The organism is Ideonella alba (genome assembly GCF_018069875.1).
In the GTDB taxonomy this organism is placed as follows: Bacteria; Pseudomonadota; Gammaproteobacteria; order Burkholderiales; family Burkholderiaceae_C; genus Ideonella; species Ideonella alba.
Window position 1 is genome coordinate 43,564 of record NZ_JAGQDF010000001.1, and the last position, 25,118, is coordinate 68,681.

Annotated in this window: 21 protein-coding genes; 17 read left to right on the forward strand and 4 right to left on the reverse strand. The window is 70.8% G+C overall.

The features are described from left to right. Positions 1-7 precede the first annotated feature (7 nt). The 3 genes from KAK07_RS00215 to KAK07_RS00225 are packed head-to-tail and all read right to left on the reverse strand — an operon-like array spanning position 8 to position 2,546. Entirely contained in the window at positions 8-490 is a 483-nt protein-coding gene (locus KAK07_RS00215) for an ASCH domain-containing protein (RefSeq protein WP_210854822.1), read from the reverse strand. Then, the gene (locus KAK07_RS00220) at positions 487-954 is read right to left on the reverse strand and encodes a hypothetical protein (protein ID WP_210854819.1); all 468 of its coding nucleotides are present in this window, start codon (positions 952-954) and stop codon (positions 487-489) included. The genes KAK07_RS00215 and KAK07_RS00220 overlap by 4 nt, the downstream gene beginning before the upstream one ends. Positions 955-968: 14 nt before the next feature. After that, positions 969-2,546, reverse strand: coding sequence for an alpha-amylase family glycosyl hydrolase (locus KAK07_RS00225; RefSeq protein WP_210858312.1), 1,578 nt, complete (start codon positions 2,544-2,546; stop codon positions 969-971). A gap of 155 nt (positions 2,547-2,701) precedes the next feature. On the opposite strand from KAK07_RS00225, the gene KAK07_RS00230 reads away from it, so the two are divergent. Next, positions 2,702-5,401, forward strand: a complete 2,700-nt coding sequence (locus tag KAK07_RS00230; RefSeq protein WP_247664192.1) for an alpha-1,6-glucosidase domain-containing protein — start codon at positions 2,702-2,704, stop codon at positions 5,399-5,401. Positions 5,402-5,417: 16 nt separating this feature from the next. Here KAK07_RS00230 and KAK07_RS00235 read toward each other — a convergent pair whose 3' ends face one another. Further along, a complete protein-coding gene (locus KAK07_RS00235) occupies positions 5,418-6,410 on the reverse strand; it encodes a sodium-dependent bicarbonate transport family permease (RefSeq protein WP_210854813.1) in 993 nt (330 codons plus the stop codon). Between the two features lie 74 nt (positions 6,411-6,484). Here KAK07_RS00235 and KAK07_RS00240 point away from each other — a divergent pair, with 74 nt between their 5' ends. The 16 genes from KAK07_RS00240 (at position 6,485) to ftsZ (ending at position 25,073) form a co-directional block, all read left to right on the forward strand. Next, positions 6,485-7,390, forward strand: coding sequence for a LysR family transcriptional regulator (locus tag KAK07_RS00240; RefSeq protein ID WP_210854811.1), 906 nt, complete (start codon positions 6,485-6,487; stop codon positions 7,388-7,390). A 326-nt stretch (positions 7,391-7,716) separates the two neighbouring features. After that, on the forward strand, positions 7,717-8,145 hold the full coding sequence (locus KAK07_RS00245) for a division/cell wall cluster transcriptional repressor MraZ (protein ID WP_210854961.1): 429 nt from the start codon (positions 7,717-7,719) through the stop codon (positions 8,143-8,145). A 1-nt stretch (position 8,146) separates the two neighbouring features. Beyond that, positions 8,147-9,100: a 16S rRNA (cytosine(1402)-N(4))-methyltransferase RsmH gene (rsmH, locus tag KAK07_RS00250; protein WP_210854810.1), complete on the forward strand. Its 954-nt coding sequence runs from the start codon at positions 8,147-8,149 to the stop codon at positions 9,098-9,100. Continuing rightward, positions 9,097-9,393, forward strand: coding sequence for a cell division protein FtsL (ftsL, locus tag KAK07_RS00255; RefSeq protein ID WP_210854808.1), 297 nt, complete (start codon positions 9,097-9,099; stop codon positions 9,391-9,393). Before rsmH ends, ftsL begins: the two co-directional genes overlap by 4 nt. Continuing rightward, positions 9,390-11,168 carry a peptidoglycan D,D-transpeptidase FtsI family protein gene (locus KAK07_RS00260; RefSeq protein WP_310738617.1) on the forward strand — a complete coding sequence of 593 codons (1,779 nt, stop codon included), beginning with the start codon at positions 9,390-9,392 and terminating at the stop codon, positions 11,166-11,168. The genes ftsL and KAK07_RS00260 overlap by 4 nt, the downstream gene beginning before the upstream one ends. Before the next feature lies 1 nt (position 11,169). Continuing rightward, complete coding sequence (locus KAK07_RS00265; RefSeq protein ID WP_210854807.1) at positions 11,170-12,681, forward strand: UDP-N-acetylmuramoyl-L-alanyl-D-glutamate--2,6-diaminopimelate ligase; 1,512 nt, start codon at positions 11,170-11,172, stop codon at positions 12,679-12,681. Continuing rightward, positions 12,678-14,060, forward strand: a complete 1,383-nt coding sequence (locus KAK07_RS00270; protein ID WP_375141208.1) for a UDP-N-acetylmuramoyl-tripeptide--D-alanyl-D-alanine ligase — start codon at positions 12,678-12,680, stop codon at positions 14,058-14,060. Before KAK07_RS00265 ends, KAK07_RS00270 begins: the two co-directional genes overlap by 4 nt. Further along, the gene (mraY, locus tag KAK07_RS00275; RefSeq protein WP_210858318.1) at positions 14,051-15,232 is read left to right on the forward strand and encodes a phospho-N-acetylmuramoyl-pentapeptide-transferase; all 1,182 of its coding nucleotides are present in this window, start codon (positions 14,051-14,053) and stop codon (positions 15,230-15,232) included. The genes KAK07_RS00270 and mraY overlap by 10 nt, the downstream gene beginning before the upstream one ends. A gap of 2 nt (positions 15,233-15,234) precedes the next feature. Then, positions 15,235-16,998, forward strand: a complete 1,764-nt coding sequence (gene murD, locus KAK07_RS00280; protein ID WP_375141209.1) for a UDP-N-acetylmuramoyl-L-alanine--D-glutamate ligase — start codon at positions 15,235-15,237, stop codon at positions 16,996-16,998. Continuing rightward, positions 16,995-18,272, forward strand: coding sequence for a putative lipid II flippase FtsW (gene ftsW / locus KAK07_RS00285; RefSeq protein WP_210858320.1), 1,278 nt, complete (start codon positions 16,995-16,997; stop codon positions 18,270-18,272). Before murD ends, ftsW begins: the two co-directional genes overlap by 4 nt. Positions 18,273-18,289: 17 nt before the next feature. Continuing rightward, positions 18,290-19,342 (forward strand): undecaprenyldiphospho-muramoylpentapeptide beta-N-acetylglucosaminyltransferase, encoded by a 1,053-nt coding sequence (gene murG, locus KAK07_RS00290; protein WP_210854954.1) that lies wholly within the window; start codon positions 18,290-18,292, stop codon positions 19,340-19,342. Next, positions 19,339-20,751, forward strand: a complete 1,413-nt coding sequence (gene murC / locus KAK07_RS00295; protein ID WP_210854797.1) for a UDP-N-acetylmuramate--L-alanine ligase — start codon at positions 19,339-19,341, stop codon at positions 20,749-20,751. The genes murG and murC overlap by 4 nt, the downstream gene beginning before the upstream one ends. Then, on the forward strand, positions 20,748-21,725 hold the full coding sequence (locus KAK07_RS00300; RefSeq protein ID WP_210854795.1) for a D-alanine--D-alanine ligase: 978 nt from the start codon (positions 20,748-20,750) through the stop codon (positions 21,723-21,725). The genes murC and KAK07_RS00300 overlap by 4 nt, the downstream gene beginning before the upstream one ends. Positions 21,726-21,731: 6 nt before the next feature. Continuing rightward, positions 21,732-22,508 carry a cell division protein FtsQ/DivIB gene (locus tag KAK07_RS00305; protein ID WP_210854794.1) on the forward strand — a complete coding sequence of 259 codons (777 nt, stop codon included), beginning with the start codon at positions 21,732-21,734 and terminating at the stop codon, positions 22,506-22,508. 8 nt (positions 22,509-22,516) lie between these two features. Continuing rightward, positions 22,517-23,746, forward strand: a complete 1,230-nt coding sequence (gene ftsA / locus KAK07_RS00310; RefSeq protein ID WP_210800742.1) for a cell division protein FtsA — start codon at positions 22,517-22,519, stop codon at positions 23,744-23,746. 103 nt (positions 23,747-23,849) lie between these two features. Next, complete coding sequence (ftsZ, locus tag KAK07_RS00315; protein ID WP_210854793.1) at positions 23,850-25,073, forward strand: cell division protein FtsZ; 1,224 nt, start codon at positions 23,850-23,852, stop codon at positions 25,071-25,073. Positions 25,074-25,118: the final 45 nt, after the last annotated feature.

The following is a 25,118-nucleotide window of genomic DNA, read 5'->3' on the forward strand; positions in this document are numbered from 1 at the left end:
CGATGGCTCAGCCGGGCGCGTCGTCCGGCGAGGCCGGCAGGACGTGCAGCAGCTCGAACACGCTGCACACCACCGGCATGTCCGGCGCCGGCGTGCGGCCGATGCGGGCGCACTCGCGAGCAAAGAAGGCCTGGTGCGCCTGGCGCCAGAAGGCCAGCGAACCATCGCCCTCGCCCTCGATCGCGGCATAGCGTGCGTCCACCTGGTCGAAGGGGCGGATGTCGACCTCGGTCAGCCGCGTGACCAGGGCCGGGCGCCCGGCGTGGTCGATCACCACCTCGATGTCACCCACCTGCGGCAGGTCCTCGCCGTCGTGCAGGGTCGCCCACAGCAGGCCGGTGCCGGCGCGTTTGCGGCCGCTGATGATCAGCGCCAGCAGTTCCCGCGACAACGCGGGCGAGTCGCCGTAGCCGTCCACCCGCACCCGGCCGGGCGGCAGGACCACGCCGCGCTCGGCCAGCGTGCGCAGCACGGCAGCGGTGTCGATCATGCGCAGTCGCGTGCCCGGCGCACGCCCTTGAGGAAGGCCCGGCGCACAGTGCCGGCGGCAATCGCGGCGGCCACCTGGCGCGAGTAGCGCTCGGCCCCGGTGAGCTTGCGCACCCAGCCACGGAAGGGCACGATGCCCTCGGCCGTGCGCTGCACCGCGTCGGCCGCCAGGTGGCCACCGCGTTCGATCAGCCCCGGGTTGGCCTCGGTGGCGGGGGCATCCAGGTCGGGGCCCAGCACCTCGTCCAGCGCGCGGATGTCGGCGGCCAGGGTGTCGCAGCGCGCATCGGCGAGCAGCGCGTAAGGCGCCTTCTGGGCCTGCTGCAGCGCCTCGGGGATCGGGGCGTTGACCAGGTTCAGGTCGTTCAATGGCGTGACGGCGGCGCCGCTGAGCTTGGTCTGGTCGGCACTGGCGCAGGCGGTGAGCCACAGCGTGGCAGCGAGGAGCAGGGGCGCGGTTCTCATCGCGCCATTCTCGGTCAGCCGTCGATCGCGAACACCGCCACCGATTGCGGCGCCAGCATGAAGGCGCCGGCATCGGCCGGGCCCGGGGCGCTGCGCCACAGCAGCCGCGGACGCACGCCCTCAGGCAGGCCCTCGGGCCGGGCCTGTGAGGTGCTGGTGCCGTAGTTGATCAGCACCAGCGTGCGCTCGCTGCCCAGCCGGCGCTGGAAGGCCAGCACCAGGCCGTCGGCGCTGCTGTGCGCGAAGTCGCCGCGGGCCAGGCTGGCCCGAGCGTTGCGCAGGCCGATCAGCTGGCGGTAGAAGTGCCACAGCGACGTCGGGTCGGCGCGCTGCGCCGCCAGGTGGTGGGTGTCGGCGTTCGGCGCGCGGCCGTTGTACGGGCCCCGGGGGCTGAACCCGGCGCTGCCTGGCTCGGCGCTCCAGCTCATCGAGCCGCGCACCGGCCGGTCGCCCGGCAGGCTCGGCAGGCTGGCCTGTCCCACTTCCTCGCCGTAATACACGAACGGCGTGCCGGGCTGCAGCAGGTAGCCGGCGGCGGCCAGGCGGTAGCGGGCGTCGTCGCCACCCACCTGGTCCCACAGGCGCAGGCCGGCGAAGATGTCGTGGCTGCTGGTGAAGGTGGCCATGCGCGGCGACGCGCTGCGGTAGTAACTGGCCAGTGCGGCCACCGACGCGGCCTCGCCCTTGGCGGCCTGCACGAAGTGGTGCTGGTAGCCGAACGCGAAGGCGCCGCCGCAGACGGCCGGGTCGCCGTAGGCCTGGGGCTCGGCGGTGGCTTCGCAGACCACGAAGCGGTTCGGGTAGGCCAGGATCGTGTCCTGCAGCCGCTTGGTCAGCGCGCGGCTCTCAGGCTGGTCGTTCCAGCGCACCGCGTCGTTCTCGATCAGGTGCGGCACCGCATCCAGCCGGAAGCCGTCCAGGCCGCGGTTGAGCCAGAAGCGCAGCGAATCGAGGTGGTAGTCGAAGACCTCGGGGCGGCGCAGGTTGAAGTCGGGCATGTGCGGCCCGAAGGTGGCGAAGAAGTGGTCCTTCGCACCCGCGGGTGCCGGCGGCTGGGTCTTCGGATCGCCATGCTCCCAGGGCCGGCTGGGCAGCCAGTACCAGGGGTTGGCGTCCCAGATGCGCCAGCCGCTGGGAGCAGCTTCGCTGAAGACGAACCAGTCGCGCCAGGGGCTCTTCGGGTCGCTGATCGCCGCCTGGAACGCGGGGTGCTGGTACGAGGCATGGTTGACCACGTAGTCCATCACCACGCCGATGCCGCGGCGGTGTGCTTCGCGCAGCAGCGTGTCGACATCGGCCAGCGTGCCATAGGCCGGCTCCACCGCGCGGTGGTCGGTGGTGGCGTAGCCGTGGTCGTGGTCGGCGCTGGCGGTGATCGGCATCAGCCACAGGCCGCGGATGCCCAGCGCCTGCAGATCATCCAGGCGGCTGATCAGGCCCTTCAGATCCCCGATGCCGTCGCCGTCGCTGTCCTGGTAGGCGCGGACGAAGATTTCCATGAACACGCCATGCTGCCAGTCGGCCGGCAGGGCGCTGGCAGACGCCTGCATCGGCTGCGGGCTGCGGTCGAAGGCCGGTGTCGGGGCAGCCATCGCCCAGGTGCAGCACAGCGCCAGGCCGGCTGCGCGAAGATTGTGTAGTAAAGCTACATACATGGCCCGACATGCTGACACATCGCAGGACAATTGCCAAGGGAAGTGGTTTCATGGATGGCGAAGAGCAATGTAATTTGGGTACATTCGGCGCCATGACGTCTGTGCTCTGGCGCGCCCTGTGGGCGCTGAATGTCGCGCTGTGGACCCCTGCCGTCCAGGCCGGCGACGACTGCAACGACCCGGCCCCGTGGCGGGTGCTGTCCGCGGCGGCCGAGCCGGCGGTCCCGGCGCGTGCGGTGCTGGCCGATCGCTCGCACCTGCGCTGGGCGGGCGCGCCGGAGGACGGCGATGTCTGGTTGCTGGCCGCGCCGCAGGGCGGACTGCGCACGCCGCCGGGCCAGGCGCCGCAGGGCGCGGTGCAGCGCTGGCGCCTGTCCGCCGCCGGCGCGGTGCCGGCCGACCTCAGCCAGCGCCTGCGCTACCTGGGCGACGGCGCCTGGCACCGGCTGCCCGCCGACGCCGTGGCGGCGCTGCCCGCGGTGCTGCGAGGTGACGCACGCGTGGTCCGGCTGGACGACGACGGCCGTGTGCTCGCCGCCGCCGGCCTGCAGATCGCCGGGGCGCTGGATGATCTGTATGCCGCGGCCGAGTCACTCGAGGACCTGGGGGCCCATCCGGGCGCCACCGGGAGCCGCTGGCGCCTGTGGGCGCCGACGGCGCAGGCGGTCTCGCTGTGCCTGTACCGCAGCGACCAGGGCCCGGCCGTCGGCCAGCATCCGCTGCAACGTGACGAGGCCACCGGCAGCTGGCAGCTGTCGCTGCCAGGCGATGCCCGCGGCCGCTACTACCGCTACCTGGTGGATGTGTGGGTGCCGGGCACGGGCCTGGTGCGCCAGCGGGTGGCCGATCCCTATGCGGTGTCGGCGGGGGTCGACGCGCGCCGCTCGTACGTCAGCGGCCTCGACGAGGCAGCCGTCACCCCCCGGGGCTGGTCCCATGACCGTGCACCGGCCACCGTGCGCCAGGCCACCGACATGACGGTCTATGAGCTGCACCTGCGCGACTTCTCGGTTGGCGACGCCAGCGTGCCGCTGCGCGACCGTGGCCGCTACACCGCCTTCACCCACGCCCGCAGCACCGGCATGCACCACCTGCGCACGCTGGCCCGCGCCGGCCTGACCGACGTGCACCTGCTGCCGGTGTTCGACCATGGCGCCGTGCCCGAAGCCGGCTGCGTCACGCCCGCTCCCCACGGCGGCCCGGCCGACGCGACCCAGCAGGCTGCGGTGGCCGCCAGCGCAGCGCGCGATTGCTTCAACTGGGGCTACGACCCGGTGCTGTTCAATGCCCCGGAGGGCAGCTACAGCCGCCGGGCGGCCGATGGTGCGTCGCGCCTGCACGAGTTCCGCCAGATGGTGATGGCGCTGCACCGCGCCGGTCTGCGGGTGGGCATGGATGTGGTCTACAACCACACCGTGGCCTCTGGCCAGCACCCCAACGCGGTGCTCGACCGGGTGGTGCCGGGCTACTACCACCGCCTGAACGCCGACGGCGTGGTCGAGCGCAGCACCTGCTGCGACAACACCGCCACCGAGCACCGGATGATGGGCAAGCTGCTGGTGGACTCGGTGCTGCTGTGGGCCCGGGCGCACCACATCGACAGCTTCCGCTTCGACCTGATGGGTCACCAGCCGCGCGCGCTGATGGAGCGGCTGCAGCAGCGGCTGCGCAGCGAGCTGCCAGACCGTGTGATCCCCCTGATCGGCGAAGGCTGGAACTTCGGCGAGGTGGCCCACGGGACGCGCTTCGAGCAGGCCAGCCAGCTCAGCCTGAACGGCAGCGGCATCGGCAGCTTCAACGACCGCTTGCGTGACGCCGTGCGGGGTGGCGGTGCCGGCGACAGCGGCGTCGCGCTGTTGCAGCGCGCCGGCTGGGCCTTCGGCCTGGCCGACCGCAGCGCGGACGACGCCGAGCTGCAGCGCGCCGCCCTGTGGCTGCGCGCCGGCGCCGCCGGCAGCCTGCGCCGGTACCCGCTGCGCCAGCCTGACGGCAGCGTGCGCGAGGCGCAGGCCGTCGACTACGCCGGTCAGCCGGCCGGCTACGCGAGCCAGCCCACCGAGGTGGTCAACTACGTCGAGAACCACGACAACCAGACGCTGTTCGACAACGGCGTGATGAAGCTGCCGCCCGACACGCCGCGCGAGGTGCGTGCGCGCGCCCAGCTGGTGGCCCTGGCCACAGTGGCCTTCAGCCAGGGGGTGGCCTACTTCCACGCCGGGGGCGAGCTGCTGCGCAGCAAGAGCCTGGACCGCAACAGCTTCGACTCGGGCGACTGGTTCAACCGCATCGACTGGACCGGCCGGGGCAACTTCTTCGGCACCGGCCTGCCGCCCGCGGGCGACAACCAGGCCGACTGGCCGGCGATGCGCGAGCGCCTGGCCGACCCCCGCATCGCACCGACGGCGCGCGAGATCACGCTGGTGCGTGAGGGTTTCATCGACCTGCTGCGCATCCGCGCCAGCACGCCGCTGTTGCGCCTGGGCAGCGCCGACGAGGTGCTGCAACGCGTGCATGTGCTGCCCACCGAGCCCGCGCTGCTGGCTGTCCACATCGACGGGCGCCGCGGTGCAGACGCGGTGTTCGGCGCGCTGTTGCTGGTCGTCAATGCCAGCCGCGAGGCGCGGCGCTTCACGCCGCCCGAAGGACGCTGGGCCCTGCACCCCGCGCTGGCCAGCGGCACCGGTGTGCTGCAGCGCGGCGCCCGCTGCGCGGCCCCGGGACCCGAGGGGTCCATCACGGTGCCGGCCCAGAGCGTGCTGGCCTGTGTGCTGCCCCGGGCGTCATCGCCCTGAGGGGCTCACGCGGTCGTCAGCCCAGCACCTGGCGCGCGGCCGCGGTGTACAGCGGAATGCCCAGCACCAGGTTGAAGGGAAAGGTCAGGCCCAGCGACAGGCCGACGTAGACCGCCGGCCGGGCCTCCGGGACCGCGTGGCGCAGCACCGCCGGCACCGCGATGTACGAGGCGCTGGCGGCCAGCACCATCAGCACCGCGCCATCGGCGGCGCCCAGACCCACCAGCGCGGCCAGGGCCAGTGCCAGCGTCGCGTGCAGCAGCGGGCCGCCCACGCCGTACAGCCACAGCGCCGGCGGCAGGCCGCGCAGGCTGCCCAGGTGGCGGGCGGTCAGCAGGCCCATGTCCAGCAGGAAGAAGGCGAGCAGGCCCTTGAACAGGTCGCCGGTGAACAGCGTCATCGAGCGCGCGCCGGCATCACCCGTGGCCAGGCCCACCAGCAGGGAACCCATCAGCAGCAGCAGGCCGCCGTCGGTACAGGCCTCCCGCACGGCCGTGCCCAGCGGTGTGCCGCTGCCCGTCGTCACCGTGGGCGTGCCGCCGCCAGCAGGCGCCGCTGCGAGCCGGCTGCGCAGCACCTGGGCAGAGGCCACCGCCAGCAGGATCGCCGGCGATTCCATCAGCGCCATCGCGGCCGCCATGTGGCCACCGGCCGGCGTGCCCTGCTGCTCCAGCACGTGCATCGCGGTGATGAAGGTCACCGCGCTCACGCTGCCATAGGTGGCCGCCACCGCCAGCGCATCAAAGGGCGGCAGCAGGCGACGCAAGGCCAGCCAGGCCAGTGCCGGCACCACCACCGACAGCACCACGGCGCAGGCCAGGGACGCCGCGATGTCCAGCGTCATGCCCGAGCGGGCCAGGGCGAAGCCGCCCTTCAGCCCCAGCGCCATCAGCAGGTACAGCGCCAGGAAGCGGGAGAGCTGGGGCGGCACCTCCAGCGAGGATTTCATCAGGCCCGCGGCGACGCCGAGGGCGAAAAACAGCAGGGCAGGGTCCAGCAGAGCGTTCATGGGGACGGGATGCTAGGGCTTCAAGGGCTTGTTGAAAAATCGATAATCCGGATTCAGGACATATCAAATCATCTATGGATCCAAGTTTCCGACGACTGCGCCTGCTGCTGGCCTTGTCGCGCACCGGCAGCATCACGGCCGCGGCGCGCGACTGCCATGTGAGCCAGCCCACCGCGTCGATGCAGCTGCGCGAGTTGTCCGAGGCGCTGGGCCTGCCCCTGCACGAGGCCGCCGGTCGTCGGGTGCGACTGACCGCGGCCGGCCACGAGGTGGCCGCAGCGGCCCAGCGCATGGTCGACGAGTGGGAGGCGCTGGAGCAGCGCATCGCCGCGATGAAAGGCCTGGAGCAGGGGCGCCTGCGGGTGTGCATGGCCAGCACGGCGAAGTACTTCCTGCCGCGCATGCTCGGTCCGTTCTGCCAGGCCCACCCCGGCATCGACATCACGCTGGAGGTGCTGAACCGCGACCGCGTGGTGCAGCGCCTGCGCGAGCAGCTGGATGACCTCTACCTGCTGTCGCAACCACCGCGTGACATCGCCCACCAGGCCGAGACGCTGATGGACAACCCGCTGGTGCTGATCGCGCCACTGGACCACCCGCTGGCTGCCGTGCCGCGGCTGCGCTGGCAGCGACTGCGTGGCGAACCTTTCATCCTGCGCGAGCACGGGTCGGGCACGCGCCTCGCGGTGGATGCCCACCTGGCCGCGCTGGGCCTGCAGCCGCGCGTGCGGCTGGAACTGGGCGACAACGAGGCGATCAAGCAGGCGGTGGCGGCCGGCATGGGCCTGGGGGTGGTGTCGCGCCATGCGCTGGCGGCGGACCCGGCCCGCGAAGGCCTGGCGCTGCCGTCGGTACAGCGCTTTCCGGTGCCCTCGTCGTGGTCGGTGCTGTGGCCCGCGGGTCGCCGCCTGTCGCCCGCGGCGCAGGCCTTTGTCGCCCACCTGCATGCGGCGTCGGCGGGCTGGGAGGCGCACTCCTGAGCCGCTGGCCCCGGGCGCGCCCGGCGGCCCGGGTGGTCAGCGGCCCGCACCCGTGGTCGCGCCTCGACCCGGTCCGCCACCGCGGCCTGCGCCCGGCGACAATGCTGGTGTTCCATCCAGCTTCGATGCCCATGGGTCTTGAGGGTTCACTTTCGAACCCCTTCCCAAGTCCTTGTTTGTGAAGCGAAATTTACGCGACGCTGCCTTTGCAATCGCGTGTAAGTGACTGATTTCATTGAATTTTTTGCTCGGATGCGTTGACCCTGGGTGGGTGGTGGGGTAAAGTGGGGGAAAGTGCACTTTTGTAGGTTCTCGTGTCCGATTTTGTGTTCCAAGGCGAGTCTGCGCTGACGCTGGACGGCAAGGGGCGGGTCACCGTCCCCGCCCGTTTCCGCGATGTGCTGGCCGCCCTGTGCGCCGGACAGATGACCGTGACCAAGCACCCCAGCCGCTGCCTGCTGCTGTTTCCGCGCCCGGCCTGGGTGGAGTTCCGCGGCAAGCTGATGGCGCTGCCGATGGGCTCCGAGGCCTGGCGGCGCCTGTTCATCGGCAGCGCGATGGATGTCGAGATCGACGGCGGCTCGCGCGTGCTGCTGTCGCCCGAGCTGCGCCAATGGGCCGGCCTGGGCAAGGACCTGATGCTGGTGGGCATGGGCTCGCGCATGGAGATCTGGGACCGCGAGCGCTACCTGGCCAACGAAGAGGCCACGCTGGCCGGCCCGATGCCCGATGGCCTGGCCAACATGGTGATGTGACGTGAGCGACGCCCCGTTCACCCACACCACCGTGCTGCTGCACGAGACCGTCGAGGCGGTGCTCGCGCGGCCCGAGGGCTGCTATGTGGACGGCACCTTCGGCCGCGGTGGTCACTCACGGCTGCTGCTGTCGAAGCTGGCGCCCGCCGGTCGCCTGATCGCCTTCGACAAGGACCCCGAGGCGGTGGCCGCCGCCACCTCTGGCGCCAACGCCATCACCGACCCGCGCTTCGAGATCCGCCACGCCAGCTTCACCGCGATGGTCGAGCTGCTGGCCGAGCGCGGCGCCGGCACGCTGGACGGCGTGATGCTGGACCTGGGCGTCTCGTCGCCGCAGATCGACAACCCCGAGCGCGGGTTCAGCTTCCGTTTCGACGGTCCGCTGGACATGCGCATGGATCCGACCCGTGGCGAGTCCGCCGCGGATTTCTTGGCCCGCGCCGACGAGCGCCAGATAGCACAGGTGATTCGCGACTATGGGGAAGAACGGTTTGCTGTACCGATTTCAAAGGCGCTTGCTGCTCGCCGGGCGAGCGGGAAGCCTGTTCGAACCACAGGCGAGCTGGCCGAGCTCGTGGCTCGCACGGTCAAGACCCGCGAGCCGGGCCAGGACCCTGCAACGCGCACATTTCAGGCTCTACGGATTCTCGTCAACGCCGAGCTTGAAGAGCTCGAGCAGGGACTGAGTGCCGCGCTGGAACTGCTGCGTGAGGGCGGCCGCCTGGCGGTGATCAGCTTCCACTCGCTGGAAGACCGCATCGTCAAGAGCTTCATCGCCCGCGAGAGCAAGGCCGAGGTCGATCGCCGCGCACCCTTTGCGCCGCCCACGCGGCCGCTGCGCCTGAAGGCGCTGGGCCGCATTCGCGCCGGGCAGGCCGAGCTGTCGGTCAATCCGCGCGCCCGCTCGGCGGTGCTGCGCGTGGCCGAGCGCACGCCGGAGGGCTTCGTCGCATGATGCGCCTGTCCGTGCTGCTGCTGATCGCGCTGGTTGCCAGCGGCCTGTACCTGGTGCGCACCAGCTACGAGTCGCGCCGCCTGTTCGTCGAGATCGAGAAGGCCAAGAACGACGAGAAGCAGCTGCTGGCCGATGAAAAGCGCCTGGACGCCGAGCGCCAGGCCCAGGCGACCCACCTGCGCGTCGAGCGCGTGGCGCGCGAGAAGCTGGGCATGCGCATGGCGGCCCCGGATGTCACCGTCTATGTCAGTGATGCGCGCAGCGCGTCCGGTGCCTCGGGGGCCCTGCGGTGAAACTCTTCCAGCGCTCGGCCAGCACCGGCGTGCAGTCGGTGCGTGGCGTCAACTACTCCAGCAGCCCGCTGCTGGCCTCCAAGACCCCGCCCTGGCGCAGCCGCTTCCTGGTGATGCTGTTCGGCGCGGGCTCGGTGGTGCTGGTCGGCCGCGCGCTCTACATCCAGGTGCTGCAGTCCGAGTTCTTCCAGAAGAAGGGCGAGGAGCGCTATGCGTCCACCGTGGCGCTGCCGGCCAACCGGGGCCGTATCGTCGACCGCGAGGGCCGCATCCTGGCGATCAGCGTCAATGCGCCCACCATCGCGGTCAACCCGCAGCACTTCCAGGCCAGCGGCGAGCAGAAGAAGGAGCTGGCCACGCTGCTCAAGCTGCCGCTCAAGGAGGTCGACCAGCGTCTGGCCGACGGCGGCGCCTATGCGGTGCTGCGTCGCCAGGTGGACGACGGCGTGGCCCAGCAGGTGCGCGCGCTGAAGATCAAGGGCCTGCAGTTCGAACCCGGCTACATCCGCCGCTACCCCGAGAGCGAAGCCGCCGCGCACGTGGTGGGCTTCACCGACATCGAGGACCACGGCCAGGAAGGCATCGAGCTGGCTCTGCAGCGCCAGTTGAAGGGCCAGGGCGGCTCGCGCGCGGTGGTCAAGGACCGGCTGGGCCGGGTGGTCGAGGAACTGGGCGACCCGGTCGATCCGCGCGACGGCCGCGACGTGACGCTGACCATCGACTCCAAGGTCCAGGCCCTGGCCTACCAGCGCCTGCGCGACGCGGTGCAGCAACACAAGGCCAAGGCCGGCTCGGTGGTGGTGCTCGACGCCCAGACCGGCGAGATCCTGGCGCTGGCCAACTACCCCAGCTATGTGCCGGGTGACCGCCGCAACCTCAGCGGCAACCAGCTGCGCAACCGCGCGATCACCGACGTCTTCGAGCCCGGCTCCACCGTCAAGCCCTTCATCATCGGCCGGGCGCTGGAAGAAGGCCTGGTGCGCCCCGAGACCGTGCTGGACACCCGGCCCTTCATGGTCGGCCCGCTGCGCGTCAATGATGGCGACCACGGCCGCCCCGAGATGTCGGTGGCGCAGATCATCCAGAAGTCGTCCAACGTCGGCACGGTCAAGCTGGCCCAGCGCATCGACACCCGCACCATGGGCGAGCTCTACCAGAGCGTGGGCTTCGGCCAGAAGCCGCAGATCGGCTTTCCCGGCACCGCCACCGGCAAGCTGCGGCCCTGGAAGAGCTGGCTGCCGGTCGAGAAGGCGACGATGGCCTATGGCTACGGCCTGTCGGCCTCGCTGCTGCAGATCGCCCGCGCCTACACCGCGATCGCCCGCGACGGCGAACTGGCGCCGCTGACCCTGGTCAAGGGCGGTGAGGCCCTGCCCACCGCACGCGTCTTCCGCCCCGAGACCGCCCGCACTCTGCGTCAGATGATGCGCGGCACGGTCAGCAAGGACGGCACCGCGCCGCTGGCCCAGCCGCTGGGCTACTCGGCAGGCGGCAAGACCGGCACCGCCGCCAAGCAGGAAGGCAAGGGCTACGCCAGCCACAAGTACCGCGCCTGGTTCGCCGGCTTCTCGCCGGTGGACCACCCGCGCGTGGTGGTGGCGGTGATGATCGACGAGCCCAGCAACGGGGTGTACTACGGCGGCCTGGTGGCCGCGCCGGTGTTCAAGGTCGTCGTTGAGCAGGCGCTGCGCACGCTGGGTGTGCCGCCTGATCTGGATGTCAAGCCGCAGGTGGTGGCGCAGGCGCCCGCCACCACGTCCAACAAGGTGCAGTGAGATGCCGCTGACCCGCCTGAAGAATCCCGACGCCGCCGCCCGCTGGCTCAGCTCCTGGGTCACCGGTGCGCTGCGCACCGACAGCCGCCAGGTCCGACCGGGTGATGCCTTCATCGCCTGGCCCGGCTACGCCACCGACGGCCGCCGCTTCGTGCAGGCGGCGCTGGAGGCCGGCGCCTCGACCTGCCTGGTCGAGGCCGAGGGCATCGAGGCCTTCGGTTTCGACGACGCCCGCATCGCGGTGCTGCCCGGCCTGAAGGCCGCAACGCCGCTGATCGCCCATGCCTTCTACCGCCAGCCCAGCGCCGCGTTGCGGGTGGTGGCCACCACCGGCACCAATGGCAAGACCAGCACCGCCTGGTGGACGGCCCAGGCGCTGTCGCTGCTGGGCCAGCGCTGCGGCGTGGTCGGCACGCTGGGCGTGGGCACGCCGCCCACGCCGGGCGACGACGCCGGCGAGATCGTCTACACCGGTCTGACCACCCCCGACCCGGTGGTGCTGCAGCAGGGTTTTCGCCGCATGGTCGACGCCGGCTATGCGGCCTGCGCGATCGAGGCCTCGTCGATCGGCATCGTCGAGCACCGGCTGGATGCCACCGCCATCGATGTGGCGCTGTTCACCAACTTCACGCAGGACCACCTGGACTACCACGGCGACATGGCCACCTACCGCGCCGCCAAGCGCGCGCTGTTCGACTGGCCGGGTCTGAAGGCGGCGGTGATCAATGTCGACGACCCCACCGGCGCCGAGCTGGTGGCCGAGCTGGCTGGCCGCGGCCCGGCGCTGTGGACGGTGTCGGTCGAGGGTGAGGCGCGCCTGTCGGCCCAGCATGTGCGCTGGGAAGACGGCGGCCTGGTGTTCTCGGTGGTCGAGGGCGACCGGCGCGCCGAGGCGCGCACCGGCCTGATCGGCGACTACAACGTCAGCAACCTGCTGGTGGTGATCGGCGCGCTGCGTGCGCTGGGCGTGCCGCTGTCCGAAGCCGTGGCCGCGGCCGCCCGCGTGACGCCGGTGCCCGGCCGCATGCAGCGCGTGGTGGGCGAGGGCGCCGGCCCCGAAGTGGTGGTCGACTACGCCCACACCCCCGACGCCCTGGACAAGGCCCTGGGCGCGCTCAAGCCGCTGGCTGAGGCGCGTGGCGGCCAGCTCTGGTGCGTGTTCGGCTGCGGCGGCGACCGCGACCCGGGCAAGCGTTCGCTGATGGGCGCGATCGCCGAGCGCTATGCCCACCGCGTGGTGGTCACCAGCGACAACCCGCGCTCCGAGGACCCGCAGGCCATCATCGAGCAGATCGTCAGCGGCCTGTCGGAGGGCGCTGGCACGCTCAAGCTGACGGTGGAGGTGGACCGCCGCCTGGCCATCCTCGAGGCGCTGGCCGCGGCCGGCCCGCAGGACGTGGTGCTGATCGCCGGCAAGGGCCATGAGGACTACCAGGAGGTGCACGGCGTGCGCCACCCGTTCTCGGATGCCGCGGTCGCGGCTGGCGCGCTGCACGCGAGGGCCACCGCATGACGCTGATGTCGCTCGGTCGTGCTGCCCAGCTGCTCGGCGCCGATGCCGCGCTGTTGGGCGACGCTGGCGTGGACTTCGCCCGCGTGCACACCGACACCCGTACGCTGCAGCCGGGCGACCTGTTCGTCGCGCTGCTCGGCGAGCGCTTCGACGCGCACGACTTCCTGCCCCAGGCCCGTGCCGCCGGCGCGGTGGCCGCGCTGGCCGAGCGCGGTCTGGCCGAGGCCGGCCTGCCGGGCCTGCAGGTGGCCGACAGCCTGCGCGGCCTGCAGCGCCTGGCCACCGCCTGGCGTGCCACGCAGACGCTGCCGCTGATCGCCGTGACCGGCAGCAATGGCAAGACCACGGTCACGCAGATGATCGCCAGCATCCTGCGCGCCGCCCATGGCGAGCGCGCGCTGGCCACCAGCGGCAACCTGAACAACCACATCGGCGTGCCGCTGACCGTGCTGCGCCTGAACGGGCATGCGGCGGCGGTGGTCGAGCTGGGCATGAACCACCCGGGCGAGATCGCCGAGCTGGCCGCGATCGCCCAGCCCACGGTGGCCCTGGTCAACAACGCGCAGCGCGAGCACCAGGAGTTCATGGGCACGGTCGAGGCCGTGGCGCGCGAGAACGGCTGCGCGATCAGCGCGCTGCCCGCCGAAGGCGTGGCGGTCTTCCCGGCCGATGACGCCTACACCGCCGTCTGGCGCGAGCTGGCCGGCGCCCGCCGCACGCTGAGCTTTGCGCTCGGCGCGGCCGCCGACGTCACCGGCGAGGCGCGCTGGGACATCGACCACTGGGCGCTGCGTCTGCGCACGCCGCAGGGCGAGGCCGGTCTGGCGCTGCGCATCGCCGGACAGCACAACGTCAAGAACGCGCTGGCCGCGGCGGCTTCGGCGTTGGCCGCCGGCATCCCGCTGTCGGCGGTGCGCGACGGCCTGGCCGCCTTCGAGCCGGTCAAGGGTCGCTCGCAGGTCAAGCCGCTGGCACGCGGCGGCCGCGCGCTGACCCTGATCGACGACACCTACAACGCCAACCCCGATTCGGTGCGTGCCGCGATCGACGTGCTGGCCGCGTTGCCGGCGCCGCGCTGGCTGCTGCTGGGCGACATGGGCGAGGTGGGCGACCAGGGACCGGCCTTCCACACCGAGGTGGGCGCCTATGCGCGTGAACGCGGCATCGAGACTGTCTGGTGCACCGGCACGCTGGCGGCCGATGCCGCGCGTGCCGCCGGCGGGCGCCATTTTGCCGAGGTGCCCCAGCTGCTGGCGGCGCTGAACGAGGCGCCCGCGTTCGCATCGGTGCTGGTCAAGGGATCGCGCTTCATGCAGATGGAGCGGGTGGTGGCGGCCCTGCAGGCCGCCGATCCGGCGCAGGAGGGCGCATGCTGCTGAGTCTGGCCCAATGGCTGCAATCCCTGTACCCGGAGAGCCTGGGCTTTCTGCGCGTCTTCCAGTACATCACCTTCCGTGCGGTGCTGGCGGCGATGACCGCGCTGCTGATCGGCCTGGCCTTCGGCCCCTGGCTGATCCGCCGCCTGACCGAGCTGAAGATCGGCCAGCCGGTGCGCGGCTATGCGATGGAAACGCACCTGGTCAAGAGCGGCACGCCCACCATGGGCGGCGCGCTGATCCTGATCGGCATCTTCGTCGCCACGCTGCTGTGGAGCGACTGGAGCAACCGCTTCGTCTGGATCGTGATGATCGTCACCTTCGGCTTCGGCGCGATCGGCTGGGTCGATGACTGGCGCAAGGTGGTCGACAAGAACCCCGAGGGCATGGCCTCGCGCGAGAAGTTCATGTGGCAGACGCTGATCGGCGTGCTGGCCGCGATCTACCTGGCCTTCAGCGTGTCCGAGACCAGCAACCTGCGCGTGATCGAGCTGTTCTTCCGCTGGATCCAGAGCGGCTTCTCGAACGACCTGCCGCCCAAGGCCGACCTGATGCTGCCCTTCTTCAAGACGGTCAGCTACCCGCTGGGCGTGTTCGGCTTCATGTTCTTCGCCTGGTTCGTCATCGTCGGCATGAGCAACGCGGTCAACCTGACCGACGGCCTGGACGGCCTGGCGATCATGCCGGTGGTGCTGGTGGCGGCGGCACTGGCGATCTTCAGCTATGTCGTGGGCAATGCGGTGTACTCGAAGTACCTGCTGTTCCCGCACATTCCCGGCGCGGGCGAGCTGATGATCTTCTGCGCCGCGATCAGCGGGGCCGGCCTGGCCTTCCTGTGGTTCAACGCCTACCCGGCGCAGGTCTTCATGGGCGACGTCGGCGCCCTGGCGCTGGGTGGCGCGCTGGGCACGGTGGCGGTGATCACGCGCCAGGAGATCCTGCTCGGGATCATGGGCGGCGTGTTCGTCGTCGAGGCGGCGTCGGTGGCGCTTCAGGTGGGCTGGTTCAAGTACACCAGGCGCAAGTACGGCGAGGGCCGACGCATCCTGCTGATGGCGCCGCTGCACCACCATTTCGAAAAGTCGGGCTGGAACGAGACCCAGGTCGTCATCCGTTTCTGGATCATCACCATGCTGCTGTGCCTGGTCGGCCTGGCATCACTGAAGCTTCGCTGACCGTGCATTTCCTCCACGACCTCTCCGTGCTGATCCTGGGCCTGGGTGACTCCGGTCTGGCGATGGCGCGTTGGTGCGCCCGCCAGGGCGCGGCGACGATCCGGGTCTGGGATTCGCGCGAGGCGCCGCCGCAGGCCGCCGCGCTGGCGACCGACGTGCCCGCGGCCACGCTGTTCAGCGGTGCCTTGGGGGCCGGGCAACTGGGTGACGCCAGGCTGGTGCTGAAAAGCCCCGGCCTGGCGCCCACCGATGCGCGCATCGCGCCGCTGCTGGACGCCGCGCGCGCCCAAGGGCTGGCGGTGATGGGCGAGCTGGACCTGTTCGCCCACGCGCTGGCCGACCTGAAGACTGCGCGCGGCTATGCGCCCAAGGTGCTGGCGATCACCGGCACCAATGGCAAGACCACGACCACCTCGCTGACGGCGATGCTGGTCGAGCGCGCCGGCCTGCGCGTGGGCCTGGCGGGCAACATCGGCCCGACGATGCTGGACACGCTGGCCGCTGCGCTGGCGCTGGAGCCGGCGCCCGAGGCCGCCGCTGCCGAACAGACTGAGGCCGAGCACGAGACACCTGAGGACGTCGTTGGGCAGTACGCCGAACCCGCCGGAGACACGGCCGGGGCGGCGATCGACGCGCCAGGGGTGCATGGGGAGCCCGCGGACGATACCGCGGACGGATCTGAACCTGGGGAGGAGGGGGCGCCGCTCGTGCTGGCACCTCCCCCTCCCAAGGATCCGGTGTTCGCCCACCTGCCCCAGGTCTGGGTGCTGGAGCTCAGCAGCTTCCAGCTCGACGGCGTGCGCGGCTTCGAGCCCAGCGCCGCCACCGTGCTCAACATCAGCCAGGACCACCTGGACTGGCACGGCGACATGGCCGCCTACGCCGCGGCCAAGGCGCGCATCTTCGGCGAGCAGGGGCTGATGGTCATCAACCGTGACGAGCCGCTGGTCGAGGCCATGGTGCCCGCGCCGCAACTCGTCAAGGGCGGCCGCGGCAAGCCCGCCAAGGCGGTGGGCCGCGCGGTGCTGCGCTTCGGTCTGGACGCACCGCAGCGCCCGGGCGACTTCGGTCTGGTCACCGAGGGCGGCATGGCCTGGCTGGTGCGCGCGATGCCCGCTGATGAGACCATCAAGCGCAAGAAGGGTGAAGAGGAAGAGCTGATCATCCAGCGCCTGATGCCTGCCGATGCGCTGCGCATCCGCGGCCGCCACAACGCCAGCAATGCGCTGGCCGCGCTGGCGCTGGCCACGGCGATCGGCTGCCCGCTGGCGCCGATGCTGCACGGCTTGCGCGAGTACCGCGGCGAGCCGCACCGCGTCGAGCCGATCGGCATCGTGGGTGGCATCGAGGCGGTGGACGACAGCAAGGGCACCAATGTCGGCGCCACCGTGGCGGCGATCAAGGGCCTGGGCGAGGACCGCGTCAGCAGCAAGCTGGTGGTGATCCTGGGCGGTGACGGCAAGGGCCAGGACTTCGCGCCGCTGGCCCAGCCAGTGCAGCGCCATGTGCGTGCGGTGGCCCTGATCGGCCGCGACGCCGAGGCCATCGCCGCCGCGCTGGCCGGCACGGGGGTGCCGATGCAGCGCCACGACACGCTGGAGGCCGCCGTGCCCTGGTGCTTCGCGCAGGCGCAGGAAGGCGACGCCGTGTTGCTCAGCCCGGCCTGCGCCAGCCTGGACATGTTCCGCAACTACGCCCACCGCGCCCAGGTCTTTGCCGACGCGGTGCAGCAGCTGGCGCATGATCGCGGGGAGCTGCTGTCATGAACTTCGCCGCCGCGCTCAAGCCCGATGTGGCCGGCTGGCGCGCCCGCCTGGCGGGCCTGTTCGGCCGCCGGGGCGAGGGCAGTGAGCCGCTGCCGCCGATCCGCGACTGGGTGGGCGGCAGCGAAGGCCGCCCGGCCGCCATCGCCGGCATCGACCTGGCCCTGATCTGGGTGACGGTGGCGCTGCTGGCGCTGGGCCTGGTGATGGTCTATTCGGCCTCGGTGGCGCTGCCCGACAACCCCAAGTTCGCCAAGTACACGCCCACCTATTTCCTGGGCCGCCAGGCGATGTTCATTGTGGTGTCCTTCGTCGCCGCGCTGATCACGCTGCAGATCCCGATCGCGGTGTGGGAGAAGTGGGCGCCGTGGCTGTTCGCGATCTCGCTGGCGATGCTGATCGTGGTGCTGATCCCGCACGTGGGCAAGGGCGTCAACGGTGCGCGGCGCTGGCTGCCGCTGGGGGTGATGAACTTCCAGCCCAGCGAGCTGGCCAAGTTGTCGATCGCGATGTACGCGGCCAGCTACATGGTCCGCAAGATGGACGTCAAGGAGAACTTCTTCAAGGCGGTCTGGCCGATGGCGGTGTCGCTGGGCGTGATCGGCGTGCTGCTGCTGGCCGAGCCTGACATGGGCGCCTTCATGGTGATCGCCGCAGTGGCGCTGGCCATCCTGTTCCTGGGCGGCGTCAACGGCCGGATGTTCCTGCTCAGCGTGGCGGTGCTGGTCGGCGCCTTCGTGCTGATGATCGTCTTCAGCGAATTCCGCCGCCAGCGCATCTTCGCCTACCTCGACCCCTGGAACCCCGACTACGCCCAGGGCAAGGCCTACCAGCTGACGCACTCGCTGATCGCCTTCGGCCGCGGCGAGCTGTTCGGTCAGGGCCTGGGCTCGTCGATCGAGAAGCTGCACTACCTGCCCGAGGCGCACACCGACTTCCTGCTGGCGGTGATCGGCGAGGAGCTCGGCTTCGTCGCCGTGCTGTCGGTGGTGCTGGCCTTCTTCTGGCTGACCCGCCGCATCTTCGTCATCGGCCGCCAGGCGATCGCGCTGGACCGCGTCTTCGCCGGCCTGATGGTGCAGGGCATCGGCGTGTGGTTCGGCGGCCAGAGCTTCATCAACATGGGCGTCAACCTGGGCGTGCTGCCCACCAAGGGCCTGACGCTGCCGCTGCTGAGCTATGGCGGCTCGGGCATCCTGATGAACCTGATCGCGCTTGCCATCGTCTTGCGCGTCGACCAAGAGAATCGCCAATTGATGCGGGGAGGGCGCGCGTGAGCCGTCACCTCGTGGTCATGGCAGCCGGCACGGGCGGCCACGTGATTCCCGGCCTGGCGGTGGCGCGCGAGATGCTCTCGCGCGGCTGGACCGTCAGCTGGCTGGGCACCGAGGGTGGCATGGAGAACCGGCTGGTGCCGCCCAGCGGCATCAGCATGGACCGGCTGTCCTTCACCGGCCTGCGCGGCAAGGGTTGGCTGCACACGCTGACCGGCGGTGTGCGCCTGCTCAAGGCCTTCTGGGACGCGCTGCGCATCCTGCGCCAGCGCCGCGCCGACGCGGTGCTGGGCATGGGCGGCTATGTCTGCTTCCCGGGCGGGCTGATGGCCTCGCTGCTGGGCAAGCCGCTGATGCTGGTGAACGCCGACGCGGCGCTGCTGATGAGCAACAAGGCGCTGCTGCCGGTGGCCGACGCGGTGGCCTTCGGTTTCGACGGCCCCGACGCCGCACGCGTGCGCCATGGCAAGGTCACCGGCAACCCGGTGCGCCAGGAGATCGAGCAGATGCCGCAGCCCGCCGCGCGCTTCGCCGGCCGCGAGGGTCCGCTGCGCCTGCTGCTGGTGGGCGGCAGCCTGGGTGCCAAGGTGCTCAACGAGACCCTGCCCGCCGCACTGGCACACCTGCCGGCCGATGCCCGCCCGCAGGTCACGCACCAGACCGGCATGGCCCACCTGGACGATGTGCGCGGGCGCTACGCCACGCTGGGCGTCGAGGCCGAGATCCTGCCCTTCATCGATGACATGGACCGTCGCCTGGCCGACTGCGATGTGGTGCTGTGCCGCGCCGGCGCGATCACGGTGAGTGAGCTGTGTGCCGGCGGTGTGGCCAGCGTGCTGGTGCCGCTGATCGTCTCGACCACCTCGCACCAGCGCGACAACGCGGCCTGGATGGCCGAGCGTGGCGCCGCGATCCACCTGCCGCAGACCGAGATGACCCCGCAGTCGCTGGCCGACCTGCTGCAGGGCCTGTCGCGCGACAAGCTGCTGGCGATGGCCGAGGCCGCGCGCGGCCTGGCCCGCCCCCATGCCGCCGCGAAGGTGGCTGACGAGATCGAGGGACTGGTGGCATGAAGCACGCCGTCAAGCACATCCACTTCGTGGGCGTCGGCGGTGCCGGCATGAGCGGCATCGCCGAAATCCTGCACAACCTGGGCTACACCGTGTCCGGCTCGGACCAGTCCGACAGCGCGGTCACGCGCCGCCTGGCTGAGCTGGGCATCCGCATCCACACCGGCCACGACGCCGCCCACATCGCCGGCGCCGAGGCGCTGGTCACCTCCACCGCGGTCAAGGGCGACAACCCCGAGGTCATCGCCGCCCGCGCCCGGCGCGTGCCGGTGGTGCCGCGCGCGGTGATGCTGGCCGAGCTGATGCGCCTGAAGAAGGGCATCGCGATCGCCGGCACCCACGGCAAGACCACCACCACCTCGCTGGTCACCAGCGTGCTGGCCGAGGCCGGGCTGGACCCGACCTTCGTGATCGGCGGCAAGCTCAACTCGGCCGGTGCCAACTCGGCGCTGGGCTCGGGCGACTTCATCGTCGTCGAGGCCGATGAATCCGATGCTTCGTTCCTGAACCTGATGCCCATCCTGTCGGTCGTCACCAACATCGACGCCGACCACATGGACACCTACGGCCACGACTTCGCGCGGCTGAAGGCCGCCTTCGTCGACTTCCTGCACCGCATGCCCTTCTACGGTGCCGCCATCGTCTGCGGCGACGACCCTGGCGTGAAGAGCATCGTGCCGATGATCTCGCGACCGGTGGTCACCTACGGCCTGGGCGAGGACGTGCAGGTGCGGGCGATCGACGTGCAGGCCCTGCCCGGCGGCCAGATGCGCTTCACCTGCCAGCGCCGCAACGGCGTGGTGATGCCCGACCTGCAGATCACGCTGAACCTGCCCGGCGAGCACAACGTGCGCAACGCGCTGGCGGCGATCGCCATCGCCACCGAGCTGGAACTGCCCGACGCGCCGATCGTCGCGGCGCTGGCCAAGTTCAGCGGCGTCGGCCGGCGCTTCCAGCGCTGGGGCGAGGTGCGGCCCACCCAGGGCGGCGCGGTCACGCTGATCGACGACTACGGCCACCACCCGGTGGAGATGGCCGCGGTGCTGTCGGCGGCGCGCGGCGCCTTCCCGGGCCAGCGCCTGGTGCTGGCCTTCCAGCCGCACCGCTACACCCGCACCCGCGACTGCTTCGAGGACTTCGTCAAGGTGATGGGCCAGGCCGATGCGGTGCTGCTGACCGAGGTCTACGCCGCCGGCGAGGCACCGATCGTGGCGGCCGATGGCCGCTCGCTGGCGCGCGCGCTGCGCGTGGCGGGCAAGGTGGATCCGGTCTTCGTCGACGACGTGGCCGAGTTGCCGCAGCAGCTGCTCGACTTCACGCGCGACGGCGACGTGGTGATCCTGATGGGCGCCGGATCGATCGGCGGCGTGCCGGCCAAGGTGGTGGAACTCGCAGGGAGCAGCGCGGCATGAAGGCGATCGACGTCAAGACACTGGGCAAGGTGGCGGTGCTGATGGGCGGCCACTCGGCCGAGCGCGAGGTCTCGGCCACGATGTCCGGCCCCGGCGTGCTGGCTGCGCTGCGCTCGCAGGGCGTGGACGCGCACCCCTTCGACCCGGCCGAGCGCGAGCTGGGTGAACTCAAGCGCGAGGGCTTCCAGCGCTGCTTCATCGCGCTGCATGGTCGCGGCGGCGAGGACGGCACGGTGCAGGGCGCGCTCGAGCTGTTGGGCATTCCCTACACCGGCTCGGGCGTGATGGCCTCGGCGATCGCCATGGACAAGGTCATGACCAAGCGGGTCTGGATGGCCGAGGGCCTGCCCACACCCGCCTGGCGTCTCCTCGGAAAAGGCCATCACACGCGGGAAGACACGCGCGCCGTGCCCGACGTGCTGGGCCTGCCGATGATCGTCAAGCCGGCGCGCGAGGGTTCGTCCTTTGGTGTCACCAAGGTCGAAGGCTACTCAAATGTGATGGAAGCGGTCACTCTCGCGGCACAATACGACTCCGACGTGCTTTGCGAAGAATTCATCGATGGCGACGAAGTCACCTGCCCGGTGCTGGGAGAGGGTGACGCCGCCGTCGCACTGCCGGTGGTGCGCATCGTGGCCCCCGACGGCAACTACGACTTCGAACACAAGTACGTCTCCAACGACACCACCTACCTGTGCCCGAGCGGCCTGTCCGAGGCCGAGGAGCGCGCGATCCAGCGCCTGGTGGTGCAGGCCTATCGCCTGCTGGGCTGCCGCGGCTGGGGCCGTGCCGACCTGATGATCCGCGCCAGCGACCGCCAGCCCTTCCTGCTGGAGATGAACACCTCGCCGGGCATGACCAGCCATTCGCTGGTGCCCAAGTCGGCGGCGCACGCCGGCATCAGTTATGAGCAGCTGTGCCTGCACCTGCTGGCCGGCGCCACGCTCGACAGCGTGGCCCACAAGGACGCCTGACCCACCATGGCCGCCACCCTGCCCGCCGACATCCGCCTGATGAACGCCACCGCGGCGCTCGTGGGCCTGCTCGCGCTGGGCACGCTAGCGCTGGGCGCGGCGGCCTGGGTGGCGCGCCAGCCGGCGTTCGCGCTGCGCCAGATCCGTCTGGAAGGTGAAACCGCGCGTAACAACGCGGCCACCGTGCGCGCCCATGTGATGCCGCGCCTGGCCGGCAACTTCTTCACCCTGAACCTGCAGGCCGCTCGCGAGGCCTTCGAGGCCGTGCCCTGGGTGCGCCACGCGGTGGTGCGCAAGGTCTGGCCGAACCGGCTGGTGGTGCAGCTCGAGGAACACCATCCGGTGGCGGTGTGGAAGGGCGAGGAGGGCGATGACCGCCTGGTCAACAGCCACGGCGAGGTCTTCGAGGCCAACCTGGGCGACGTCGACGAGGCCCAGCTGCCCGATTTCGCCGGCCCGCTGGCCGAAGCGCCGCAGATCCTGGCCATGTACCGACAACTGCGCCCGGTCTTCGAGCCGCTGGGCCGCGAGCCGGTGAGCCTGTCGCTGTCGGGTCGCGGGTCCTGGCGGGTCGAGCTGGACGACGGTGTCGCCGTCGAGCTGGGCCGCGGCAGCGAGACCGAGGTGCTGGAACGCACCGCGCGCTTCGTGCGCACCATCACCCAGGTCGGAGGCGCCAGCCGCCGATCCATCGATTACGCCGACCTGCGGCACGCCGACGGTTACGCGGTGCGCTTCAAGGGCGGTCCCGGGGCTGCCGCCACGCCCAACGGAGCCCACTGAGGAAGGCCATGGCCAAGGAATACAAGGATCTCGTTGTCGGCCTGGACATCGGCACCGCCAAGGTGATGGCGGTGGTGGCCGAGGTCGTGGGTGGTGAGCTGCGCGTTGCCGGCCTGGGGGTGGCCAGCTCGCATGGCCTGAAGCGCGGCGTGGTGGTCAACATCGACGCCACGGTGCAGAGCATCCAGCAGGCGCTCAAAGAGGCCGAGATGATGGCCGCCTGCAAGATCGAGCGCGTCTACACCGGCATCACCGGCAGCCACATCCGCGGCCAGAACAGCACCGGCATGGTGATCGTGCGCGACAACCGCGAGGTCACGCCCACCGATGTGGCGCGCGTCATCGAGACCGCCAAGGCGATCAACATCCCCAACGACCAGCGCCTGCTGCTGGTGGAGTCGCAGGAGTTCGTGATCGACGGCCACGAGGTCAAGGAGCCGATCGGCATGAGCGGCAGCCGGCTCGAGGTCAAGGTGCACATCGCCACCGGCGCGCAGAGCGCGGCGGAGAACATCGTCAAGTGCGTGCGCCGCTGCGGCCTGGAGGTCGAGCAGCTGTGCCTGTCGCCCACCGCCGCCGCCGCCGCGGTGCTGACCGACGACGAGAAGGACCTGGGCGTGGCGGTGGTGGACATCGGCGCCGGCACCACCGATGTGAGCATCTTCACCGGTGGCTCGATCCGCCACACCGCGGTCATCCCCATCGCCGGCGACCTGATCACCAGCGACATCGCCATGGCGCTGCGCACGCCCACCAAGGACGCCGAGGAAATCAAGGTCGAGTACGGCGTGGCCAAGCAGATGCTGGCCGACCCGAACGAGCAGGTCGAGGTGCCGGGCCTGGGCGACCGCGTGCCGCGCATGCTCAGCCGCCAGGCGCTGGCCGGCGTGATCGAGCCGCGGGTGGAAGAGATCTACTCGCTGGTGCACCAGGTGATCCGCGATTCGGGCTACGAGGAGCTGCTGTCCTCGGGCATCGTGATCACCGGCGGCACGGCGGTGATGCCGGGCATGGTCGAGCTGGGCGAGGACATCTTCCTCAAGCCCGTGCGCAAGGGTCTGCCCACCTATTCGGGGCCGCTGTTCGACATGGTGGCCAACCCGCGCTCGGCCACCGTGATGGGCCTGCTGGAAGAAGCCCGACTGGCCCATGCACGCGGTCACAAGGCACAACAGCAGGCCGGCTCGGTGAAGACCTTGTTCGGCCGGGCGAAGGACTGGTTCTTGGGTAATTTCTGACCGGCGGGGCCGGCATTCACGAAGACGGACGACTCAACGATCCGCACAGGTAGTCAGCGTTTTTTCATTCAGGCAACTGCACACAGCACGACGGAGGTTCCACATGGCCATCGAGATGATCGAAGACTTCGACCAGGGCACGCAGATCAAGGTGATCGGCGTGGGCGGCGGCGGCGGCAACGCGGTCGAGCACATGATCGCCCAGGGCGTCCAGGGGGTGGAGTTCATCGTCGCCAACACCGACGCGCAGGCGCTCAACCGCAGCGGCGCCGGCCAGCTGGTGCAACTGGGCACCACCGGCCTGGGCGCCGGCTCCAAGCCCGAGGTCGGCAGCAGCGCCGCCCAGGAGGCCGAGGGCCGCATCCGCGAGGCCATCGCCGGCGCGCACATGCTGTTCATCACCGCCGGCATGGGTGGCGGCACCGGCACCGGCGCGGCGCCGGTGATCGCCCGCATCGCCAAGGACATGGGCATCCTGACCGTGGGCGTGGTCACCAAGCCGTTTGAATTCGAAGGCGGCCGCCGCTCCAAGCAGGCCGATGCCGGCGTGACCGAGCTGGAGGCCAATGTCGACAGCCTGATCGTGGTGCTCAACGAGAAGCTGCTGGAGGTCATGGGCGACGACGTCACCCAGGAAGAGGCCTTCGCCCACGCCAATGACGTGCTGAAGAACGCCGTGGGCGGCATCTCGGACATCATCCACATCCCCGGCCTGGTCAACGTCGACTTCGAGGACGTCAAGACCGTGATGAGCGAGCCGGGCAAGGCGATGATGGGCACGGCCATGGCCGGCGGCCCGGACCGCGCCACCAAGGCCGCTGAAGCGGCGGTGGCCTGCCCGCTGCTCGAAGGCATCGACCTGTCCGGCGCGCGTGGCGTGCTGGTGCTGATCGCTGCGGCGCGCAGCACCTTCAAGCTGAGCGAAAGCAAGAACGCGATGAACACCATCCGTCGCTACGCGGCGGAAGATGCGCACGTGATCTACGGCACCGCCTACGACGACAGCCTGGGCGACCAGCTGCGCGTCACCGTGATCGCCACCGGCCTGTCCTCGGCCCGCCGTGCGGCTGCGCCGCTGACGGTGGTGCAGACCCAGAGCCAGCCGCAGACCGTGCTGCGCACCGGCACCGACAACCTGCCGGTGCTGAGCAGCCCGATCGGTGCCACCGCCGCCCCGGTGATGGGCGCCACCGACTACGCCGGCATGGCCACGCCCAGCGTCTGGCGTACTGGCCGCACGCAGGCCGCCGCCAAGGTCGAAGCGCTGAGCAGCAACGGCATGGACGAGATCGAGATCCCGGCCTTCCTGCGCAAGCAGGCCGACTGAGGTCGCGCCAGCGCCTGTACGTCCTGGCCTGGCCGGCCCGGCGTG

Coding starts and splice junctions, on each gene's coding strand:
- KAK07_RS00215 (WP_210854822.1), bottom strand. CDS start 490: ATGATCGACACCGCTGCCGTGCTGCGCACGCTGGCCGAGCGCGGCGTG.
- KAK07_RS00220 (WP_210854819.1), bottom strand. CDS start 954: ATGAGAACCGCGCCCCTGCTCCTCGCTGCCACGCTGTGGCTCACCGCC.
- KAK07_RS00225 (WP_210858312.1), bottom strand. CDS start 2,546: ATGGCTGCCCCGACACCGGCCTTCGACCGCAGCCCGCAGCCGATGCAG.
- KAK07_RS00230 (WP_247664192.1), top strand. CDS start 2,702: ATGACGTCTGTGCTCTGGCGCGCCCTGTGGGCGCTGAATGTCGCGCTG.
- KAK07_RS00235 (WP_210854813.1), bottom strand. CDS start 6,410: ATGAACGCTCTGCTGGACCCTGCCCTGCTGTTTTTCGCCCTCGGCGTC.
- KAK07_RS00240 (WP_210854811.1), top strand. CDS start 6,485: ATGGATCCAAGTTTCCGACGACTGCGCCTGCTGCTGGCCTTGTCGCGC.
- ftsL (WP_210854808.1), top strand. CDS start 9,097: ATGATGCGCCTGTCCGTGCTGCTGCTGATCGCGCTGGTTGCCAGCGGC.
- KAK07_RS00265 (WP_210854807.1), top strand. CDS start 11,170: ATGCCGCTGACCCGCCTGAAGAATCCCGACGCCGCCGCCCGCTGGCTC.
- KAK07_RS00270 (WP_375141208.1), top strand. CDS start 12,678: ATGACGCTGATGTCGCTCGGTCGTGCTGCCCAGCTGCTCGGCGCCGAT.
- mraY (WP_210858318.1), top strand. CDS start 14,051: ATGCTGCTGAGTCTGGCCCAATGGCTGCAATCCCTGTACCCGGAGAGC.
- ftsW (WP_210858320.1), top strand. CDS start 16,995: ATGAACTTCGCCGCCGCGCTCAAGCCCGATGTGGCCGGCTGGCGCGCC.
- murG (WP_210854954.1), top strand. CDS start 18,290: ATGGCAGCCGGCACGGGCGGCCACGTGATTCCCGGCCTGGCGGTGGCG.
- murC (WP_210854797.1), top strand. CDS start 19,339: ATGAAGCACGCCGTCAAGCACATCCACTTCGTGGGCGTCGGCGGTGCC.
- KAK07_RS00300 (WP_210854795.1), top strand. CDS start 20,748: ATGAAGGCGATCGACGTCAAGACACTGGGCAAGGTGGCGGTGCTGATG.
- KAK07_RS00305 (WP_210854794.1), top strand. CDS start 21,732: ATGGCCGCCACCCTGCCCGCCGACATCCGCCTGATGAACGCCACCGCG.
- ftsA (WP_210800742.1), top strand. CDS start 22,517: ATGGCCAAGGAATACAAGGATCTCGTTGTCGGCCTGGACATCGGCACC.
- ftsZ (WP_210854793.1), top strand. CDS start 23,850: ATGGCCATCGAGATGATCGAAGACTTCGACCAGGGCACGCAGATCAAG.